This is a genomic window from Flavobacterium reichenbachii (assembly GCF_002217435.1).
GTDB lineage: Bacteria > Bacteroidota > Bacteroidia > Flavobacteriales > Flavobacteriaceae > Flavobacterium > Flavobacterium reichenbachii.
Genome location: NZ_MUHF01000027.1, coordinates 73980 through 97001, shown reverse-complemented (window position 1 = coordinate 97001; position 23022 = coordinate 73980). Strand labels below are relative to the sequence as shown.

General features: G+C 34.3%; 15 protein-coding genes. 10 read left to right on the top strand and 5 right to left on the bottom strand.

Annotation, left to right across the window (positions count from 1 at the left end):
* Positions 1-126 precede the first annotated feature (126 nt).
* Positions 127-849, bottom strand: coding sequence for an MBL fold metallo-hydrolase (locus tag B0A68_RS20975; protein WP_035680370.1), 723 nt, complete (start codon positions 847-849; stop codon positions 127-129).
* 123 nt (positions 850-972) lie between these two features.
* The gene (locus B0A68_RS20970) at positions 973-1986 is read right to left on the bottom strand and encodes a zinc-binding alcohol dehydrogenase family protein (RefSeq protein WP_035680372.1); all 1014 of its coding nucleotides are present in this window, start codon (positions 1984-1986) and stop codon (positions 973-975) included.
* A 331-nt stretch (positions 1987-2317) separates the two neighbouring features.
* Between B0A68_RS20970 and B0A68_RS20965 the strand changes: the two genes are divergently transcribed.
* From B0A68_RS20965 to B0A68_RS20940, 6 genes are all read left to right on the top strand, one after another.
* Positions 2318-2875, top strand: a complete 558-nt coding sequence (locus B0A68_RS20965) for a GNAT family N-acetyltransferase (RefSeq protein WP_035680374.1) — start codon at positions 2318-2320, stop codon at positions 2873-2875.
* 114 nt (positions 2876-2989) lie between these two features.
* Positions 2990-4552 (top strand): histidine kinase, encoded by a 1563-nt coding sequence (locus B0A68_RS20960; protein ID WP_051892753.1) that lies wholly within the window; start codon positions 2990-2992, stop codon positions 4550-4552.
* A 105-nt stretch (positions 4553-4657) separates the two neighbouring features.
* Positions 4658-7255, top strand: coding sequence for a zinc-dependent metalloprotease (locus tag B0A68_RS20955; protein ID WP_035680376.1), 2598 nt, complete (start codon positions 4658-4660; stop codon positions 7253-7255).
* A 20-nt stretch (positions 7256-7275) separates the two neighbouring features.
* Positions 7276-10611 (top strand): SusC/RagA family TonB-linked outer membrane protein, encoded by a 3336-nt coding sequence (locus B0A68_RS20950; protein WP_035680379.1) that lies wholly within the window; start codon positions 7276-7278, stop codon positions 10609-10611.
* Positions 10612-10622: 11 nt separating this feature from the next.
* Positions 10623-11942 (top strand): RagB/SusD family nutrient uptake outer membrane protein, encoded by a 1320-nt coding sequence (locus tag B0A68_RS20945; RefSeq protein WP_035680383.1) that lies wholly within the window; start codon positions 10623-10625, stop codon positions 11940-11942.
* A gap of 73 nt (positions 11943-12015) precedes the next feature.
* Complete coding sequence (locus B0A68_RS20940; protein WP_035680385.1) at positions 12016-12774, top strand: LytR/AlgR family response regulator transcription factor; 759 nt, start codon at positions 12016-12018, stop codon at positions 12772-12774.
* Between the two features lie 84 nt (positions 12775-12858).
* Here the strand turns inward: B0A68_RS20940 and B0A68_RS20935 are convergent, their stop codons facing one another.
* Positions 12859-14124: a hypothetical protein gene (locus tag B0A68_RS20935; RefSeq protein ID WP_035680390.1), complete on the bottom strand. Its 1266-nt coding sequence runs from the start codon at positions 14122-14124 to the stop codon at positions 12859-12861.
* Positions 14125-14149: 25 nt separating this feature from the next.
* Entirely contained in the window at positions 14150-16504 is a 2355-nt protein-coding gene (locus B0A68_RS20930) for a TonB-dependent receptor plug domain-containing protein (protein ID WP_089069773.1), read from the bottom strand.
* Between the two features lie 142 nt (positions 16505-16646).
* Between B0A68_RS20930 and B0A68_RS20925 the strand changes: the two genes are divergently transcribed.
* From B0A68_RS20925 to B0A68_RS20910, 4 genes are all read left to right on the top strand, one after another.
* Positions 16647-17639: a helix-turn-helix domain-containing protein gene (locus B0A68_RS20925; RefSeq protein ID WP_035680393.1), complete on the top strand. Its 993-nt coding sequence runs from the start codon at positions 16647-16649 to the stop codon at positions 17637-17639.
* A 229-nt stretch (positions 17640-17868) separates the two neighbouring features.
* Positions 17869-18705, top strand: coding sequence for a sulfite exporter TauE/SafE family protein (locus B0A68_RS20920; protein ID WP_035680395.1), 837 nt, complete (start codon positions 17869-17871; stop codon positions 18703-18705).
* Complete coding sequence (locus B0A68_RS20915) at positions 18692-19099, top strand: DUF1634 domain-containing protein (protein WP_084678964.1); 408 nt, start codon at positions 18692-18694, stop codon at positions 19097-19099. Before B0A68_RS20920 ends, B0A68_RS20915 begins: the two co-directional genes overlap by 14 nt.
* Positions 19100-19266: 167 nt before the next feature.
* Positions 19267-20286 carry an LLM class flavin-dependent oxidoreductase gene (locus B0A68_RS20910; RefSeq protein ID WP_035680397.1) on the top strand — a complete coding sequence of 340 codons (1020 nt, stop codon included), beginning with the start codon at positions 19267-19269 and terminating at the stop codon, positions 20284-20286.
* A 166-nt stretch (positions 20287-20452) separates the two neighbouring features.
* Here the strand turns inward: B0A68_RS20910 and B0A68_RS20905 are convergent, their stop codons facing one another.
* Positions 20453-22876, bottom strand: a complete 2424-nt coding sequence (locus tag B0A68_RS20905; RefSeq protein ID WP_035680400.1) for a TonB-dependent receptor — start codon at positions 22874-22876, stop codon at positions 20453-20455.
* Positions 22877-23022 lie beyond the last annotated feature (146 nt).

Sequence of the window (23022 nt, the reverse complement as noted above, 5' to 3'; positions counted from 1 at the left end):
TCTATATTTTTTAAACCAGAAGTTTCACGCTTCTGGTTTTTTAATCATTTACTTTTTCGGATTTCTGTTTTATTGATATAAATAGGGAACTCTAATAAAAAAAGTTTTAAATCAGAGCAATATTCATTACTCCAACTTTAAAACTGAAGTCTTCATATCGTGATACAAAAGAATATTCCAATTTTCTTCTTTTGCTTTCTGCTCCCAGATTTGTCTTAGTTCTTTAGCTTTTTTTCCGTCAAAATCGGTTTTGTAAGCAATGTGAAATTTAAGATAAGAACGCTGTGGTAAATTATCTGCTCCGTAAAAAGTAGTTTCACCGTTTTCTCTGATCCAAAATACTTGATGAAACGGCGTATGACCGCTTGTAACTTCAAAAGAAATGGCTGGAGAAATCTCTCCGTGGTCTTCTTCCATCCAATGAATATTGGGTAATTTTTGGAGTCGCTCTAAAGTATTAAAATCAAAAGAAGGATTTCCCTGCTGCGTCAAAGCATAATCAAATTCTCTTTTTTGAACGTAAATTGCTGCATTGGGAAAAGTTTGTTCCAGATCGGTATCATTCAAAAACAAACCTTCAATATGATCTTTATGCAAGTGTGACAAAAGAACTTTTGTAATCTGGCTGGTTTGTATATTTTCTTGGTTTAATAATTGTTCGACAACTAATTTCCCCTCATTTTTCCAGCCGTTTCCTCCATCCAGCAAAATGTAATCGTCGTTGGTTACAACCAAAAAAGGCTGAATCGCCATTCTTAAACCTTCTACATTATCTGCTTCATTGAGCAAAACAAATTCCTTGTTTTTGTTGACTAAAAAATCGCCTTCTTTTAATGCAATAATCCTCATTTTTTTGTTTTTAAATCTAAATCTATACGCTGTAAAGACTTTTTTTAATTTGTTTTAAAGATACAGAACTATAAAAAAAATCCCAACTCTCATTGGGATTTTATCATATTAAATACTGTATGCTTAAAACTTTATGGCAATTTTTCCGATTGTTTTTCCAGATTCAAGCTGTTCGTGTGCTTTTTTGAAATTGGATGCAGAGAGTCCGATCAGGGTTTCATTCAGTGTAGTTTTCAACGTTCCATCATCTAACAAATCTGCTACTTTATTTAAGATATTATGTTGTTCCTGAATATCTTCGGTTTCGTACATAGAACGGGTGTACATTAATTCCCAAGAAAAGGAAACACTTTTACTTTTTAATTTATTGAGTACAACTGGCTCAGCGCTTCCTGTAATTGATGCTATATGTCCTTGAGGTTTAATTAACTCGACCATTCTGTCCCAATATGTATTCGTATCCACAAAATCTACAATAAAATCTACATATTCAAAACCACTTTGTCTTACGTTTTCAACTAAGTTTTTATGATCTACCACAAAATCAGCACCTTGTTCTTTGCACCATTCAGCAGTTTCTGGTCTCGACGCCGTTGCAATTACTTTTAAGCCCGCAATTTTTTTAGCCAGCTGAATGGCAATTGAACCTACTCCGCCGGCACCGCCAATAATCAAAATAGATTTTCCTTTGTCTTTCTCCGGACTTATTCTAATGCGGTCGAACAAAATTTCCCAAGCGGTCAAAGCGGTTAACGGTATTGCAGCCGATTCTTCTATACTTAATGATTTTGGTTTTCGGCCGGCAATTCGCTCGTCTACAATCTGATATTCGGCATTGCTTCCTTGTTTGGTAATATCTCCTGCGTAATACACTTCGTCCCCGATTTTAAATAGGTTTACATTTTCTCCCACAGCTTCTACAATTCCTACCGCGTCCCAGCCAATAATTTTTGGTGTTTCCAGAACAGTATCTTTGGCACTGCTCTGTCTTATTTTAAAATCTACCGGATTTACAGATACTGCACTTATTTTTACCAGTAAATCTTTTGATCCTGGTGTTGGTTTTGAAGTTTCAAATTCTATAAAACTCTCTTTTTCCCCTATTGGTAATGATGTTTTAAATCCTATTGCTTTCATTTTTATAACTTTTAAGTTTAAAATTCTAACACAAAGATACACGGGTTAAAAATCTAAAAACTGGTATAACTTCATCGTATATTTGTACATATTTGACAGAATTGAGATGTTAGAAGAAAGATGTTAGAAGGAAGATATTAGAGGAAAGATGTTAGAGGAAAGATATTAGAGAAAAGATGTTAGAGGAAAGATGTTGGAGGAAAGATATTAGAGGAAAGATGTTAGAGGAAAGATATTAGAGGAAAGATATTAGAGAAAAGATGTTAGAGGAAAGATATTAGAGAAAAGACTAATGACTAATAACTAATGACTAATAACTAAAAACTAAATTATGATTATTAGAAAAGCATTACTGAAAGATTCTAAAACTATTGCGGTACTTTTACTTACTGCGATGGAAGAAATTGTGTATTCTTTTATTGGAACAAAAAACTATGAGCTTGCTTTAGAACTTTTACTATTTTTTGTTGAACGAGAAAACAATCAATATTCTTATCAAAATTGTTTTGTTACCGAAGAAAATGGAAAAATTATCGGAGCGGTTAATATTTACGACGGAGCAAGATTTCATGAACTGCGCGAGCCAGTTATTCGTTATGTACAAAATAAATTTAATCCGGACTTTAATCCGGAAGACGAAACAGAAAACGGTGAATTTTATATTGATTCTATTGGCGTGGATAGTGGACATCAGGGAAAAGGAATTGGTTCACAAATCCTGCAGTTTTTGATTGATGATTATGTTATTAAAAACAATAAGGTTTTAGGTTTATTGGTTGAAGAAGGAAATCCGAATGCTAAGAAACTATATTTAAAATTGGGCTTTAAATCGGTCGGACCTAAAAAACTAGCCGGAAAAAATCTGGAACATTTACAGCTAAAGCCCTGATTGTTAAATTTTACAACCTCAAAAAAGAAACCAAAGAAAAGTGTTATGTTTGCAAAAAAAATAATACCACTATATATAAGGACGTAAAAAATCCTTATTTTTTAAAAATTGTCTTTGAAATTTACTTTAAAAAATACCTTTGCGGGCCGTTACTTCTTTTTCTTAGGAATTGTTTTTATCATTCTTACTTTATTTGCTGCTTATCTCTTAAGCGATTTAATTACTCAGGTTTCAGAAAAAACTAATGCCGAAACTACGCAGCGTGGTTTCTTAAAAAGGCATGAAATTATAGCCGCAGAATTTTCGCGTTTACTGCAGACACCCAAAGAAGTCGACAGGATTATTAAATTCAGTAATTCTAAAAATTTATCAGAACATTTAAAAGTTCTGGGAACTATACATAATAATGACAGCCTGGTTAAGAACAGCTGGTTTCAGATTAATGATAATAAAATTGAATTTGCAGCTTCAAAAGATCCTAAAAAATTAGAAACGTCAATTCGGGATTTTATTCTTAAAAATGGTGATCAAAAAGAATTTAGTACGATCGTTAATAATAAGGAAGAATTTTTCTGGCGTATTTATTCTAAGTCAAATTCGGCAGACGGCAGCGTTGTTCGTTACGGTTATGATATAGATTTAAAATCATTGCAGTCTTTTTTTTCGACTATAGATCAAAACACGCCAAATTACGCTTTTGTATTTGACCAAAAAGGCACCGTTTTGTATCATCCCGAAGTTAATCTTTTGCAGCAAAATATTTTTAAAATCACAAATATTACTCCTGCCGATACCTCTTTTGCAGAAAAAGAAAGTTTCAATAAAAAAACAGCACTTTCAGAATATCTCAAATTAGATATTGTGAGGTATACAAAACGTCTTGATGTAAAAGGAACAAGCTGGTATGTGTGCGTCAACTTTCCAAAAGAAATTTCTAATGAAGATGTAAATGCAGTAAAAAAATACGCATCCTTAATTTATTTCCTGACAACGGCAATTCTGATTGTGTTCTTTTATTTCTTTACGCTTTTTAGACGAAAAAGCTTTCGCGAAAAAGAAATTCTGGCAGAAGATAAGAATAAGCTTCTGGTAGAAAACGAAAAAGTGAATAAAGAAAAAGCGTTAATCCTGTTACAGCAATTAAAAGAACAGATTAATCCGCATTTTTTATTCAATTCGCTCAATTCGCTGTATATGCTTATTGAGAGTGATACAGCCGTAGCCCGTAAGTTTACTTTGAACCTTTCTAAAATCTACAGATATCTTATAAATCCACCGGATCACAATATAGTTACGCTTCAGGAGGAAATGCTTTTTATAGAAAAATACATCTTTTTACAGCAGACAAGATTTACAGCAGAGTTTGTTTTTACCATTAATATGGAAGATGAAAATTTGTTGTCAAAAAAGGTTCCATATCTGGCATTTCAGATTTTGGTAGAGAACGCGATTAAACACAATATTGCCTCAGAAGACTCTCCGTTGCATATTACAATCGATATTAAAGAGAATGAAGTTATTATAAGGAATAATTTACAAGAAAAATCAAACCCTCAAAAAGGATCTAAATTTGGACATAAATACCTAAAAAGTATTTATAAATATTACTCGAAAACAGAATTTAAGGCTTATAAAAATGACGGATATTTCATCTGTATTTTACCACTTATAGCCTAAAAAAAACATTCACTCCCAAAAAAAAGCCACTCACTCCTTTTTGTTTTTTTTAACGTTTCGGATACAATATTTTTAACCCCATAATTAACCTAAACTTAACTTTCAATGAGGGAAAAGGCATTGTTGAGAAACCTAAAAAATATCATTTTATTAGTTATGATATTAAGTACTGCTACCGTAGTTTCTCAAAAAAAGAATAAAAAAAATAAAGAAGACAAAACCGAACAAGTTAAAGACACCACTAAAACTTTTAAGGGAAAAAAATATAGTGACCTTATAAAAAAGGGTACGATAAAAAAAGGACTGTTCAATATTATTCAGGTTAAAACAGATGTTTATTTTGAAATTCAGGATAGTTTATTTAAAAGAGAATTTCTGGTTGTAAATAAATTATCTCAGGTTCCCTACGAGATTAACGACCGTGGTTTAAACAAAGGGATGAATTACGAAAACAAAATCATTTCCTTTTATAAAGATACAATTGCTAAAAAAGTCTGGGTAAAAACATATCAGCCTAAAGTTTCTTCTCCTAAAAAAGATGCTATCACAGCTTCTGTTAATGACAATTTCTCTGAATCGATTATCGAAGTTTTTGATATTGAAACCAAGAACAACGATTCGACTTCGATTGTTATTAAAGTAAACAAGATTTTTGACGGAAAACAAAAAAGTTTTAATGATGTTTTCAATAACATTGGCTTAAGCGGTTCTGCAAAATCTGACTTATCTTATATCGAAGGATTAAAATCTTTCCCTAAAAACATTGTTGTAAAATCACAGCTTACAACTTCTTTCAGCGATGGAGGTCCAACAGTACCGATTACGCTGGGAGTAACAACTAATATTATTTTATTGGATAAAACTCCAATGAAACCTCGTTTTTCTGACAAAAGAATTGGTTACTTTACTGAAGAGCATTGGTACTTTGCCGATGAACAGCAGGCAATGCTTGAAAAAGAATTGATCACGCGCTGGCGTTTAGAACCTAAAAAAGAAGATGAAGAACGTTATTTGAAAGGTGAATTAGTAGAGCCGAAAAAACCAATCGTTTATTACATCGATCCCTCGACTCCAAAACAATGGAGAAAGTATATTATCGACGGAGTTCACGATTGGCAGGCGGCGTTTGAGAAAGCAGGATTCAAAAATGCTATTATCGCAAAAGAACCTACTGAACAAGATTTAGATTTTGACATTGATGACGTACGTTATTCTGTTATTACGTATGCAGCATCGCCAAAATCAAACGCGATGGGGCCATCTGTTGTTGACCCAAGAAGCGGTGAGATTATTGAATCTGATATTATCTGGTGGCACAATGTAATGACTTCGCTGCAAAGCTGGATGCGCATACAAACTGGTGCTATAGACCCAAAAGCAAGAGGTAACAAATTCAGCGACGAACATATGGGAGAGGCAATTCGTTTTGTGTCTTCCCATGAAGTGGGTCATACTTTTGGTTTAAAACATAATATGGGTGCTTCTTTTGCTTACTCTGTAGAATCATTGCGTTCTAAAGAATTTACAGCAAAAATGGGCGGCACTGCTCCTTCTATTATGGATTATGCCCGTTATAATTACATCGCACAGCCAGAAGATCATGTTGAAGCTATTACACCAAAAATTGGTGAATACGATAAATATGCAATCGACTGGGGTTACAGATGGTATGCTGATGAAACAGAAGAACGTAACGCATTGAAGGCTTTGATCACAAAACATCAAAATGATCCAATTTATTTTTATGGGGAACAACAGTCTATGGAGGCTTTAGATCCGCGTTCGCAGTCTGAAGATTTAGGAGATGATGCTATGAAAGCCAGCGAATACGGTCTTAAAAACTTAAAAAGAGTTGTAAACAACATGCTCGAATGGACATACGATAAAGATGCGTCTTATTATGAAACTGGTAAACTTTATATTGGTGCAATTGGACAATGGAATTTATACAACTATCACGTATTAGCCAATTTGGGTGGAGTTTATTTAAACGCAACTGTTCATGGCGATAATAAACCGAGTTATGTTGCTGTTCCGGCTTCGATTCAGAAAAGAGCGGTTTCTTATTTATTAAAAAACACACTTACGATTCCGGATTGGTTGTTTTTTAATTCGATTCTGGATAAAACAAACCCTTTAAAAGATTCTCCTGTTGGTCCTTTTGAGTATACACCTTATACATTGGCAAGAGAATTACAATACGGTGTTTTGTACAGTATGCTGGGCGACGATCGTTTGCTGCGCATTACAGAAAACGAATTGTATCAGCGTAATGATGCTAAAGAAACTGTTTTTACGGTAACACAATTATTTAAAACACTTCGTCAGAGCATTTTTGCTTCGACAATCCAGAATAAGTCACTTACTATTTTGGAGCGTATGACACAGAAAAACTATGTGGATGTTTTGATCGTATCTACCAACAAATTGTTTGAAAAAACAGATCCGAAAAATAGCATTTTGATGAATGAAAATTTAAACATGCCTCATTTATGTGATTTAGATGATTCTAAAATGGCACGAAATATTAATCAGTCTTTTCTAAAAAGAGTTACAGAGGTTACTTCTGATAAAAAAGGAGAATTAAACCAAATATTGATTCTGTTAAAATCGAAAAGAAACATTGGAAATCAAGAAACCAAAAACCATTATTTTGACTTGATCCAGCGTATCCAAAAAGCATTGAATAACACAACCCTTTAAATAAATAAATAACCCAAAACATGAAAAAAATTTTACATGCCTTACTGCTTTTCCTGGCCATCGCAGGATATTCGCAGGAAACCCGAACGATTACGGGAATTATTCTGGACGAAAATGACAAATCTCCAATTCCTGGAGCTTCGATTTTTGTCGAAAACAATTCCATTTCCAGCAAAACATCTATGGCTGGTATCATTCAGAGTGAAAGTATTGGAACTACTACCGATTTTGATGGTAAATTTCAATTAAGAATTTCAAAAAACATTACTTCCCTTAGAGTTACTTTTATGGGATACAAGTCATACACTCTTGAGCTGGATGCTCAAAAAAACTACACGATTAACTTAAAATCTGAAACAGCAAAACTTGCTGAAGTTGTAGTAACAGGTTACCAAAAAATTGAGAAAAGAAAACTTACTGCTGCGGTTACAAAAATTGACATGGCGGCAATCCAACAGACAGGGGTTTCAAGTATTGACCAATTATTGGTAGGACAAATTGCCGGAGTTGCTGTAAGTACTCCGTCTGGAGCACCTGGAGCACCTGCAAAAATCAGAATCAGGGGTACAGCTTCTCTTAATGGTTCACAAGATCCTTTATGGGTACTTGATGGTTTGCCATTAGAAGGAAATGACGTTCCAAAAAACTTTGATAAGGATAATATCGATGTATTGAACAATTACTCTATCTCTGGTTTAAATCCAGACGATATTAAAGATATTACTATTTTAAAAGATGCTGCTGCAACTGCTATTTATGGTGCACGTGCTGCAAATGGTGTTATCGTGGTTACTACTAAAAAAGGTAGAGCTGGTAAAATGGTGGTAAGTTTCAATACGAATACCTTTATTACGCAAAGACCGGATTTTGATAAATTAAACTTACTAAACGCAAGTGAAAAAGTTGATTTAGAACTTAATATGGCTAGCCGTTCAGATTTAACATACAGAGACACCGGTGGTGATATAGCTCGTATCCTTAACGGATCGAATGAATTAGCTGCTTACAGAGCCGGTGGATTCTCTTCTTTGAGTCCTGCTACACAAAATTCTATCAACGCTTTGAGAAACAACAACACCAACTGGGGTAACTTATTATACCAAACTGCAATCAATACGCAGCACGGTTTAAGTTTATCTGGAGGTGGAGAAAAATCAGATTACTATTTCTCTTTAGGATACTATGATGAAAAAGGAACTACTGTTGGTACTGGTTTCAAACGTTACAACGTAACATTGAAAAACAATTACGAAATTACAGATAAATTTAAAGTTGGTGTTGGAATTTTTGGTTCAGAAAACAATGCTACATCTTACTTAACAGATTCTTACGCTTTTACAAGTCCATCTAATTACTCTAGAAACGTAAATCCATATTTAACTCCATACAATGCTGATGGAAGTTATAAATATGATGCTGATATCGTAGGTTATTCAGATCGTAAAGTACCTTTTAATTTCTTAGAAGAAAGAGAAAACACTTCTCATGAATTAAAAACAAGAGCTGTAAAAGCCTTATTAGATGCAGAGTATAAAGTTACTAAAGATTTAAAAGTAACTTCGCAGTTAGGTTTACAATTGGACAATTCTTCTAGTGAAAAATTTGCTGGTAAAGACACGTATTACACAAGAAACTTAAAAGAAAAATCAAGTTACTTTAGTGGTGGAAATCAGCTTTACTTCCTTCCAAATGGAGGTGTTATCCAAAATTCAAACACAGACTTTTTTCAGTACAACCTAAAAACAATGGTGAATTACACTAAAACTTTAGGAGAGAAACATGAAATCGAAGCGATGATTGGTAATGAACTAAGAAGAAATTACTCAACTTTTGTTTCAACTAAAGGTTTTGGTTTTGACGAGAAGAATTTAACTACAGAGCAGATTATTTTCCCTAATGCATCTTTCGCAAAAGAATCAGATTGGAAAACATATACTAAATCTAAAAATGAAAATGCATTTGCATCGTTCTTCGCTACAGCTTCATATACTTACGATAGAAAATACAGTGTATTTGGAAGTGTTAGATACGATGGTTCAGATTTATTTGGTGTAGATCCTAAATACAAATATTTACCTCTTTGGTCAACATCTGCTTCATGGGCAGTTTCTGAAGAAGATTTCTTAAAAGGAAACTCAACACTTTCTAACTTAAGACTTCGTGCTTCTTACGGTTTACAAGGAAATATCGACAAAAATACGTCTCCATACGTAGTTGGTAATAATGGTACAGCAATTATCCTTCCTGGACAATCTGAGCCTACTATTTCTGTTATAAACCCTCCAAATGATAAATTACGCTGGGAAAAAACTACCAATACAAACGTAGGTGCAGATATTGGTCTTTTTAATAATCGTATCAGTCTTGTTACCGATTTATACGGAAGAAAAAGTACAGACTTAATTGGTTTAAGATCACTTCCGTTAGAAAATGGTTTTGAATATACTAATATGAACTGGGCACAAGTAAGCAATAAAGGTTTTGAAATTACTTTGTCTACAAAAAATATTGACCGTCCAAACTTCAAATGGAATACAAGCATTAACTTCTCTCATAACAAAAGCAACGTAGATCGTTTACAAGTAAGAGATAACAGTTACCTGCCAAACCAAGAAGGTCATTCTGTAAATGCTGTTTTTGGATTTAAAACAAATGGTATAGACGAAAATGGTTATCCGTTATTTGTAAATAAAAATGGAGAAACTGTTAACTCTCAAACTTTCTTTGGTTTATATGATGCATGGGCAGATTTCTTACCTGGAGAATTTGCAGATACAAAGTTAACAGCAGCTCAATTTAGAGATTTATTCGTTTATTTAGGAGACAGAGATCCTAAGTTTACAGGAGGTTTAACAAACACAGTTAAAGTAAGTAATTTTGATCTTACAATCGCTGCTTCTTTTAACATCAAACAAACAGTTACAAGAACTCCTCCATATAACGGAACGCAAGTAGACAGAGGACAAAATTACAGTAGAGATATTTTGGATGCTTCGACTCCAACAAATCCTTCTAATTTACCTGGAATTACAAGCCAGACATCTGGTACAGGAGATTCTTGGATGTCATACCAATATTTCTCAACAAGAAACGTGATCCCAACAATGAATTATTTAGACACTTGGGCAAGCGAAATGAGTTATATGAGATTAAGCAGTCTTCGTTTAGGTTATACATTTCCTAGAGCATTTACAGATCAAATCAACATTCAAACTATTAGATTTAATGTTGAGGCAAGAAACTTATTCGTAATCAGTTCAGATTATAAAGGTTACTTTGATCCAGAAACTTTCGGAAACATTTATGCACAACCAGTTCCTAAATCATTCACTTTAGGATGTAATGTAACTTTCTAATAAAATTAAAGATGAAAAAAATCTCAAAATATATAGTACTTTTTGTTGCCGCAATTGCAGTAACAAGCTGCGATGACTATCTGGACATTACGCCTGTTGGTCGTGTTATTCCAGAAACATTAGAACAATACCGCGCTGTTTTAACAAGAGGATATGATGTTTATCCTGAACATAAATCACTAACTGCGGTTCGTACTGACGAATTAACAATGAATGAATTTGGAGATGAGATTAATCTCTTCAAAGATATTTATACTTGGAATGATGCAAATCCGGATCGTTCTACAACTGCTTTCCATTATCAGGATTTGTATACTGTAATTTTTTACACAAACGTAATCATCAATGATGCGTCGTCTAAATTATCAGATTCTCCAGAAAAAAATCAATTAGTTGGAGAAGCTTATGCTTTAAGAGCATTGGCTTACTTTGATTTAATTAACCTTTTTGGAAAAGCATACAACTCAGCTACAGCTGCTTCAGACAAAGGAGTTCCATTGGCTTTAGAAATTGACTTGGAGCAGGTTTTTGTACCGCAAAGCGTTCAAGTAATTTACAATCAAATTAATTCTGACACTGACAAAGCTGCACAATTAATCAACTTAAATACGCAGACTAAAGGTCTTAATTACCGTTTTTCTAAAGTAGCAATATATACTTTCCAAAGCCGTATTTATTTGTATCAGCAGCAATGGCAAAAATCTTTAGATGCTGCTAATAGTGCGTTAGCAATCAATAACAATGTTATTGACTTAAAAGCAACTCCAGTTTTAGCAACAAAATACGATTCAAAAGAATCTATTTTAGCTCTTGAAGACGGATACATCAACGGTCTTAAACTTAATTCTTACGCTTCGGCAGATTTACTTGCTTCTTATAACAGAACGGCAGATTTACGTTTTCCTCTTTACTTTGTAGCAAGCGGAAGCCGTTTCAGAATCCAGAAAGGTGCAAATATTGATCAAAAATGTACGTTCAGAACTTCTGAATTGTTTTTAACAAAAGCAGAAACTTCTCTAAAACTGAATAATATTGCAGATGCTAAAACGACTGTTTTAGGTTTTATCAAAAACAGATATACAGCAGCCGGATATACGCAGCTTGAAAATGATGTTAATGCAATGAACGCTGCAGATTTAACAAACTTCATTTTAGAAGAAAGACACCGTGAGTTTGCAGTTGAAGGACAACGCTGGTTTGATTTGAGAAGAACAACTCAAAAACAAATCGTGCACACATTCAGTGGTGAAAATTATACTTTGATACAAAATGATCCTCGATATACCATTATTTTCCCGGCAGAAGCGAGATTAAACAATCCCAATCTATAATACCTATTGTTTTTTTATTAAGAGTCCAGCTGTAAAGCTGGACTTTTTTTTATCTTTGCCCGAAAAAAAAGAAATGAAAATAGCCATTATTGAAGACGAACATCTGGCTTCAAGCTATCTAAAATCTATTCTGGAACAACAAGATATTATTCCTGTAAGCAGCATTACAGTATTGAAATCGGTAAAAGATGCTGTAGCTTTCTTTAAAGAAAATACGGTTGATCTTTCTTTTATGGATATTCATTTGGGAGACGGAAAAAGTCTTGATATTTTTGAAGAAACGCCTGTTTCCTCTCCTATTATTTTTATCACCGCTTATGATTCTTATGCGGTCAAGGTTTTTAAACATTTTACAATCGATTATCTGCTCAAACCTTACGAAGAAGAAGAATTATTAGAAGCTTTAATAAAATACAAAAACATTAGAGAAACTTTTAATCCCAATCTAATTGTAGAATCTTTGGTTGAAATCGAAAATAAAAACGAAGTACAGCATCATTTTTTAGTCAGCCACAGAGATAAATTAATTTCTATAAACGATTCGGCAATTACTTATTTTTTTGCCACAGGAAAACACCTTTTTATTCATACCGACTCCGGAAGCAGTTATTTGTACAACAGCAATTTAAAGGATTTAGTTAGTAAGTTAAGTTCGAATCTTTTCTTCAAAGTAAATCGAAAATATATCCTCAGCAGAAAACATATTCAGCAGATCATCAAACATTCGAGCCAGAAAATAGAAATCCTGATAAACGTAGACCTCCCCGATTCTGAACCTATTATTTTGAGCAAAAAAGAAATTAATAATTTTAAGAACTGGCTTGATTCTTAGAAATTAGAACAAAAAAAACAGAAGCAATTTAAAATTACTTCTGTTTAAAAAAATATTATTTTAGGTAAAAAGTTTGGAAATCAATTAGTCCTTAATAATATTAAAACCTTGGATTCTTCCGCTTTCTTTTAGGCGAAAAGTTTCTTTTACCACTCCAGTAGACGGATTGTACTGATTAACTCCAGAGAAACCATCTGTAGTACTGTTTGATAAGAAATAGATTTCTCCATTGTGGAAAAACGGATTTTGTGTTGTATAGAAATTATCTGGCGGCATATTTAAACGCGTTGCCTTTTTTGTAGTTGCGTCAATTTCATTCCAAAACCAAACATCATCTCTGTATTTAACTCCATGCTGTCCTCCGTTGTAATAAGAAACTGCTCTTGATGGAATTGTAGTATAAATTTTGTTGTTGTAAGCAAAAAGTCTGTTGAATTCAGCTGGAAACTGATACGTTTTCATGTCAATTGCAAATGCTGCATCAAAATTAACCTCCCCTTTTTTAATTCTAAGAATTTTTGAAGAATAATCAGACGGCTGTGTTTTCATATCGCCAACTGTAGCAAAATATAAATCTCCTGTAACTTCATCTAAACTCCATAAAACATGGTCAATAAATACACCTAAATTAGTTGTACCGCCTATTTTAGTTACATTTTCGATTTTGTTTGCAGTTAAATCATACACTGCGATAGCAACTTCTTTAACTGCCGGAGTTACCTGCCAGTTTCCTGAAGCTTTATTTCCTAATAATAAATCTAAGTATAATTTGTTGTCTCTTTTTGCAATAATTAACTGTCCGATTGACTCTAAAGGCTGCCCTTCTGAAAGTGAAGAAAAATCAATTTCTCCTGTTCTTTCCATTGTAGACGGGTTAAATTTTTGAAGTTTCAAACCACCTCTTACTTTATCCCAATAGTAACCTTCTGTTGCACTAACTACCAAAAAGTTAGTCTCGTAAGCATTAGAAAGAGAAGGTAAAAAACCTTGATCTACTATTTTACCAGAAGCATCAATGCCCATTTTATTAATTCCCTGTTTTGCATTAGAAACATCATTTACTTTAAAAAGAGTTTTATCTAATGATCTTCCTCCTAAAGAAGACGATACCTGAAGAAAAGGAAGTCCGGCAAGATTGATTTCTCTTGATTTATTGTCTTTTAATGCATAAATACCTCCGCTCCAGTTAGCCGCACCATTGTAAATAACCCAAGTTTCATTTTTTGGCAGTGTGCTGTCGGTATTACCATTCTCTGTATTGTTATCATTGTCATTGCTGCTGCAAGAAAATAAAAGCATACAAGCAGCCATTCCTGCCAGTACTGAACGAAGTGAATTGCTTCTTTTCATAGTTAATCTGATTTATTGGTTTGATTTAAAAAAAATTATAAACTAATTTGAGGTGGAAGGATCTTCCCGGTCTTTGAACATTAAAATTGTCATACAGCTTTACGCCGCCAATATTTCTGCATTCTGCTGAAACCGTTATTTTTTGATCCGAAAAATGATAATAAACTCCAACATCATTTGTAAACTGTCCGGTTCTCCCGTCCTGAGGAACTATTAAAGAAGTCTGAAAATCTTTTACCGGTCCAAATAAAGAAGGCTCCTGACTTTTTGGAATAGAAACTAAGAAAAATCGATGCGTGTAATTGGCATTCCACGTAAAATTCATATTATCACCGTCTTTAAATAGATCTTTGAAGTACGTGTTTACCCAAAAATTTCCAAACAAAAACGGAATATTAGGCACTCTGGAATCATTCAAATAGCTATAAATCGGCTCTTTAATTCCTACACGTCTTATGTCCTGATAGGTCGCATTAAATCCTGTGCTGATCCATTTTACAGGAGAATAATTGGTTTCAAATTCAATCCCTTTTACCTCAGTCTGTTCATAATTAATGTATCGGCTGAACGGGATATCATATTGCAGGAAAATCGCATCTTCTACTTTTCTGTAAAATAAACCTGCTGCAAACGTTAAACTGCTGTTTTCTTTGAGGATAGAATATTGACCATTCAGGTTTATATTATGGCTTTTTTCAGGATCAAGATCTAGGTTTTCTTTTATAAGTCTTGCATCGCCAAAGATTTCGAATTCATCCGGAAGGCGTGTTGCATACTCATACGAGAATTTTATCAGATAATTGTTTTCTGCCCATTTTAAACCTCCTAAATACCCAAACTGATTATCATCTTTTGATGATTTCCAGGCAAAACCATAGTTATCAGTCGTATATCCAGAAGTATTGTAGTGATAATATTTTCCGGCAATAATACTTTCTAACTTACTGTTGATCCACAAAGAACGCCACGCCAGTGCCATATTATCCTTTTTATAAGTAGCCGGAACCGTGAGTACATCAACACCTTCAATTACAGAAATGGCACCCAGAGGATCACTTCCTTTTCTTCGCTGATAATAATATAATTCGCTAAATTCTAAAAAGTTACGGTCAGAAAGCGCATATTCTAAATTCAGTCTGGAAGAAACAAAATTGTATTTTAAACGCTGATCGTTACCGCTTCTAATTTCGCCCGGCTGTAAGTTTTCGGCAATAATATCACCTGCCCAATTGTAACGAACTGTTGCTGTATCTATAAATTTGGTATTAAAATGACTGTAATTGGTTAAGAAACTCACTTTCAATTTATCATCAAAAAACTTTTTACGGTAATTGACCATTCCCGTATAATTCTGTTCTTTAGAAAAAGCCTGACCATAAACACTCACCATTTGAGCATCATTTTGTATCTGCTTGTAGAAATCGGAATAAATTAAAGTTAAACGAAGATCATCTGCCCAAGATTTGTCTTTTAATCCAACAAAAGCTTCTCCATAATTGGATCTTGTCATATCATGAAAACGTTTCACATCTCTAAATTCTTCGTTTGTCGAATTCTGAATTGGAACATTTACTTTATAATCATTATCAGAATAATTCAAAGAACCATTAAATCCTCCGTAAAAATTCTTTTTGTTTTGAAGATAAAGATTTGCCGTTGCTCTGTGCGTATTAAAAGAAGCTATTTCGTAAGACACTTCGGCAAAATTTTTATTAGAAGTTCGTGTCACCATATTAACACCGCCGCCCAAAGCATCAGAAGCTAAGTAAACCGGCATTACGCCTTTGTAAACTTCTACTCTGTCCAGCATATTTACAGGAATTGTTCCGAGGCTGAAACCGTGTCCAAAAAGTTCAATTGGCACACCATCTTTAAAAAAACGAACCGCTTTTCCCTGAAGTCCGCCCAGATTTATCTGTACTGCAGCACCCAAATTTCCGTTTGTTCTTAATTTAACACCCGAAGCTCTGTTTAAAAAATCACCTACATCTCCTGCCTTATCGTATTGTTTTTTTAAATCAATAACCTGAACAGAAAACGGAGATTCTTCCATCTGTTTTTTTAATGTCTTATTTTGAACGACTACTTCACTCAGCTTTGCCGAATCGGAGTCAGAAGAGTTTACCGTAATTTTAAAATGATTGTTCTCACTGCAAACTACAGAAATAGTCTGTTTTACTTTTATTCCTTCTTTTTTTACAATTTCTATCGAATACGTTCCTGCTTCCAGCGAAAGTTCTAAAATACCGATGTTATTAGTAACTCCCATCGATTTGCTGTCTACAAAAACAGCTGCATTTGATACTGAATTTCCAAGATTATCTTCAATATGTATATATACCGGACAGGCATTTCCGTAGAAAAACCCAAAAAAGAACATACACAGAAGGTTTAATTTAATTGCCAAGTTGTTTTTATTTAAACTGATTATAAATTATATTTGCCTGTGCAAAAGTATTTGATTACTAATGGATGCATTTATGAAAGTGGAAGTTTTAATTATGAATATAGAAGTATAAAAAATGGCATTTAAAATTGATTCAAATGATTTTGCTGATTTTCTGGAAAGTGATAAAACCTTTGAAATAGAACATTCTAAGATAGAACTGGAAGGAGAAAAAGACATCAGGTTTATTACTCCAAAAGGCGACATTGTTTATCACGAACATTCGATTACAGACGATTTATCCATTCTTCAGGGAAATTATCAATTACATGATGATGTAGCCATTACAGGAAGAGGAGAATCTGCACTTTTAGAAATGCATTTTAATCTTTCTGATCAGAAAATCGGATACATTAATCCAAGTTCTGCTTCAGGTTTTGCCGGGCCAATGTCGGGCAATATTACTTTTCTTTCTGCCGAAGACAATCACGCCAAAATTGATTTCAAAAAAGATATAATTTACAACACTTTTGATATTCACCTGCCTTTGGATGTTCTCAAAAAATATGAAGGAGAATCTAAAGTAATGGATGATTTCCTTAATAATATCCAGAAAAATACCAGCACTGCTTTGTCTAAAGGCGAAATTAAAATTGGAGCCAAAATATTTGGTGTAATGCAGGATATCAAAAACTGTTTTTACAAAGGACTTACCCGAAAAATCTATATGGAATCTAAAGTCTATGAGCTTATTGCCTTAAGTCATCATAGTCTGGATAACGAAAAAGAAGCTGCCAATTTAATTGGAGACGATGTAGAAAAGATAAAATTTGCAGCACAGCTCATTAGAGAAAACATTGACAGCCCTTTTACTATTGTAGAGCTTGCTCGCAAAGTCGGCGTAAATCAGACTAAACTAAAAGAAGGTTTTAAATCTGTTTTTGGTGATACTGTTTTTGGTTATCTTCAAGAAATAAGAATGAATAAGGCAAGACATTATCTCGCAGACACTTCGCTTTCTATTCAGGAAATAAGCCATTTGTCCGGCTATCAAAATGTTTCTAATTTCAGCATTGCCTTTAAGAGGATTTTTGGTTATCCGCCTACTAAATTGAGGCTGAAGATTTAGTAGTCCGTTTTTAGTGTATTACGGTGAGAATTTAACCGCAAAGTCCGCAAAGCTTTATTAACATACAGCTTTGCGGACTTTGCGTTAATTGGATAAAAACGAGATAAAAAATCTTAGCGCCCTTCGGTTAAAAAAACGCATCACTAAAATTTTTAAGGTATATTTAAGGTCGTAATTTCTCTAAGAACAAATATGTATTTGTAAATTAGCAGAAACAAAATTTACACGCATGACTGTACTTACTTTTACCCTGATTATGATACTTGGTGCTTTTTTAGCAGGTTTTATTGGTTCATTATCAGGTTTAGGCGGCGGTATTATCATTATTCCCCTTTTAACTATTATTTTGGGTGTTGACATACACTACGCTATCGGAGCGGCATTGGTTTCTGTAATCGCAACTTCATCAGGATCTGCTGCAGCCTACGTTCGGGAAGGCATAACCAATATGCGTCTCGGAATCTTTTTAGAAATCGCAACCACTATCGGAGCCGTTTGCGGTGCATTACTTTCTACTATTGCTCCTACTTCATTTATTGCCGTTTTATTCGGACTTACTTTAATTTTTTCTGCGGTAAATTCACTTCGGAAAAAAGAAGAGCATATTGTTTTAGAATCAAGTCCGCTGGCCAAAAAACTAAAACTCGAAGGAACTTATCCTACACATGACGGACAAATAGTGAGCTACGGAACCAAAAACGTTATTGGCGGTTTCAGCATGATGGGAATTGCCGGAATGATGTCGGGTTTATTAGGAATTGGTTCTGGTGCTTTTAAAGTAATTGCAATGGACAATATTATGAGGATTCCGTTTAAGGTTTCTACCACAACCAGTAATTTTATGATGGGCGTTACCGCTATGGCGAGTTCTGTAATTTATATTCAGAAAGGATATATAGAACCCGGAATTTGTATGCCGGTTGTTATTGGTGTTTTATTTGGCGCTATGGCCGGAGCAAAAGTATTAGTAAAAACAAACCCTAAAAAACTAAGAGTCTTTTTTGCCTGCCTGATTTTTGTTCTTGCAGTAAATATGATTTATAACGGACTTAATGGAAAAATCTAAAATTATGCAGCACGAAAAATTTGGAGAAAAAGATTTTCAGACTATTATCGGGAACTTATTGCGCTATGGAGTATGGATCTCTTTATCGGTGGCCTTTCTGGGCGGTATTGTTTATTTGATCCATAACGGATCTCATATCGAAGATTATTCTGTTTTTAAAGAAAATGACCGCAATATTTTTGAAGTAATAACTGCAGTATATAATGGTGCGATTCAGGGAAATGGATCATATTTAATATTTGTCGGAATCATTTTATTGTTTCTAACGCCTGTATTGAGAGTTTTACTTTCGCTGTTCTCATTTATCTTAGAGAAAGACTATTTATATGTTGGCATTACTTTGATTGTAATTGCGATTATCATAACGAGTATTTCGTTCGGATTTTCACATTAATGCATTAGGCTCTAAGCAATAAGCAGTAGGCTTTAAGCTCTCCAAAAAAAGCTTAAAACTTAAAGCGTAATGTATAAAGCCATAAATAATAATTGTTATAAGCAAAAGCTGCAGGCTTCCAAAAAAGCTTAAAGCCTATTGCTTATACCTTAAAGCTTAAAAAAAATATGGAAATAGGAATTGACAGTTTTGCTTCGGCAATGTACGGCGACAACAATACTTTGAGCAGTGTTGATGCTATGGAACAATTACTGCAGAGAATCGAATTTGCAGATCAGGCCGGATTGGATGTTTATGGAATTGGCGAACATCATAAAAAAGAATTTCTGGATTCTGCTACAGCCGTAATTTTAAGTGCAGCAGCAGCAAGAACAAAAAATATACGACTGGCAAGTGCGGTGACTGTTTTAAGTGCTGCCGATCCTGTTCGGGTTTATCAAAGTTTTGCAACATTAGATTTAATTTCGAAAGGAAGAACCGAAATTGTAGTAGGCCGAGGATCTGCTATTGAAGCTTATCCCCTGTTTGGTTTTGATTTAAAGAATTATGATGCACTTTTTAAAGAAAAACTCGAATTGCTTTTACAAGTTAGAGACAATGAGTTTGTTACCTGGTCCGGAAAATTTCGCCCGGAATTAAATAATCTTCCGGTTTATCCGAGAGCATTGCAGGAAAAAATGCCAATCTGGATTGGAGTCGGCGGTACGCCAGAATCCTTTGTTAGAGCCGGAAGTTTAGGTCTCCCTCTGATGGTTGCCATTATTGGAGGACAAACGCATCGTTTTCGCCCTTTAATAGATTTATATCGTGAGGCGGGAGCAGCTGCAGGTTTTAAACCGCACGAACTTAAAGTAGGTTTGCATTCGCCTGGTTATGTTTCGAATACAAACGAAAAAGCAATCGAAGAATACTATCCCGGCTATTCAGAACTTTGGACAAAATTAGGATTAGAGCGCGGCTGGCCTCCGGTTACAAAAGCTAAGTTTGACGGCTTAATTGATGATCTTGGGGTTTTAATCGTAGGAAGTCCTGAAAGAGCAGCAGAGAAAATCCTGCTTCACAGTGAAGCACTTGGCGGTGTTGATCGATTTACTTTTCAAATGGATAATGCAGGATTGACACATTCGCAGTTAATGAATGCTATAGAACTAATCGGTACAAAACTGATTCCTTTAATTAAGGGATAGTTTCTCACAAAGATTTCACAGATTAAAAGGATTTTTAAAAACTTTGAACCTCTGCCGCTTTGAATCTTTGTCCTTTTGTCTCTTTGAACCTCAAAAAAAAAAAAGCATCTGTCAATTAAGTCAGATGCTTTTTTTTTGAATTGTAATTTTTCAACTAAAACAATTCTTAGAATTTATAAGTTACGCCAACTCTAAAGTTTCTCGGCTGTTCTGTCTGCCAGTAATAAGAGTTTAGGTAAGAATAGTAAGAACCGCTGTAAAGGTATTTATCTAAAATATTAAATACGTTTGCTGTAATTTTAAATTTTCCTGTTTCATAAGACAAACCTCCATCAAGTTTGAAATATTCCGGAAGTCTTTCTAAACCAACACTCCAAGTGTCTGTTTCACGTCCTGCAAGGAAAGTTCCACCAATAGAAGCTCCTAATCCTTTAAGTTTACCGCTTTGAAGACTGTAGTTTAACCATGCATTTGCAACATGCTTAGAATATCCAGGTACAACAGAACCCGCAATAATACCCGGAACATTAGAACTTTTTACTAATGATTCAGTAAAAGCATAGTTCGCAATTAAATTAAGCCCGTCAAAGATTTTTCCTCTAAGATCTACTTCAATACCTTGTGCTCTTTTTTCTCCCAATACCACTTTAAACTGATCGTTTGGACCATTTGTCGGGTCAGAAGTCAATTCGTTTTCTTTTATAATTCTATAGGCCGCAAGTGTCGTGCTCCAAGATCCGTCAAACCAATCTTTTTTAATACCAAATTCGATATTGCTTCCAGTAAGCGGCTGTATTTTATCACCATTTTTAATAATTCCTGATTGAGGTGTAAAAGCCTGATCGTATAATCCATAAATTGCTGTACTTGGCGTTATAGAAAAACTAAGTCCAACACGAGGCGTGATATGGCTGTCTTCTTGTGCCATAACATCATAGCTGCTAGACTGGCTGATCCAGGTATATCTTACAGCAAGTGTCAATCGCAGTCTATTTTGAATAAACCCAATTTCATCCTGAATATAACCTGCACTGTATTTCGAACTATAAAGTCCGCCTGCTCTCTGGCTTAGAGGAGTTTCGCGGTCAAAATTAGGCATTCCGTTAGACGGAGGTCCGTAATTTGGATGATACACATTAAATGGATTATCAACAGTATCTAAATCATGCGATTGTCCCCAATCTGCCATATAATCTTTGTTTCCTAAATCTACACCACCCAATACTTTGTGAGAAACCGGACCAGTATTAAATTTTCCGTTCACAAATAACTGCCCTAAGAACATATTACTTTCTGAATCCCAAATGGCTACATTTCTGATAATTTCGCCCGTACTAAGTGTACCATCAATAATACCATTATAATCTACATCTACATCACCAGGTCCTACGGCTTTTGGCCAAGAGCTGTAACCTTTTTGTAAATATTTAAAATAAGTCGTTTGTGCAGTAAGTTTCCAATTGTCATCAAATTTATGTTCGAAAACAAAATAACCGCTGTGGTCATTGATTTTTGTATCTGGCACACCAGGTTGTGTCATCGTAAAATTTCTTGGCATAGTTGCATAACCGCCAGAATCTGCTCCAAACACATAATAAGAACCAACTTCTGTCATATTTGCATGCTGATAGTTGTATTCAAGCGTAATTTTAGTTTTATCATCTAATTGATACGAAAGTACCGGAGCAATCACATAACGATCATTGTGCTCAAATGGTCTGTGAGAACCTTTCTTTTGCACTGCACCATTAAATCGATATAAAAATTTACCTTTTTTATCAAATTTACCATCAAGATCAAGACTTGCTCTGTAAAAGTCATAACTTCCTGCAATTACAGTAGCCTCTCCTTTTGTAATTCCTGTTGGTTTTTTAGTAACCACATTATAAAGTCCGCTTGGGTCACCGCTTGACAACATAAATCCTGCAGGTCCTTTTACAAACTCAATATGATCTACAAAACTCATATCCTCTGTTAATGGTCCCCAGAAAGAAGATACTACATTAAATCCGTTACGGAAAGCCTGAATTTGAGAACCTCTCATGGTAATATTAGTATACATATCTCCCCAGTGTTCTAAACGAACAGCACCACTCACGTTACGAATTACTCCGTCGCTCATGCTTACAATCTGCTGATCTTTTAATGTCTGGCCGCTTACAATCTGTACGTTTTGCGGAATCTCTAAAACCGGAGTCTGAAGACGTAAAGACAAAGAAGGTTTGTCTTGTTTGTATTTATTTTTGGTGATCACAACTTCATCAAGATCTTCCTGATTTTCAGAAAGAGAAAAGTTTTTAGTTGTTGTTGCTTTTTCTTTAACAACAACATTATCTTCTACAGAATGAATTCCAACAGCGCTAATACTGATTACATAGCTTCCTGGTTTTACATTTCTAATTTCATAACTGCCGCTTTCGCCGGTAACTGCGCTGTATTTTGTTCCTTTAAGAGCTACAGAAACACCTTCTGCAGGAACATTCCCGCTCAAAGATATTCTCCCGCTCACTTTGCCGTTTTGACTCATCATATTTAATGATGTTAAAAAAAGTACAAAAAAGCAGATTTTTTTAATGGTTATTATATTCATTTTTGTAAGGGTTTTTGATTTCCGATGCAAAAGTATACGGTAATATCCTTAAATCCAAATTATTTTTAACGATTCTAAATAAATATAACATTTTGTAATAAATTTGCAGGAAAATGTGTTTCGAATGCGGGAAATGGCGAAATTTT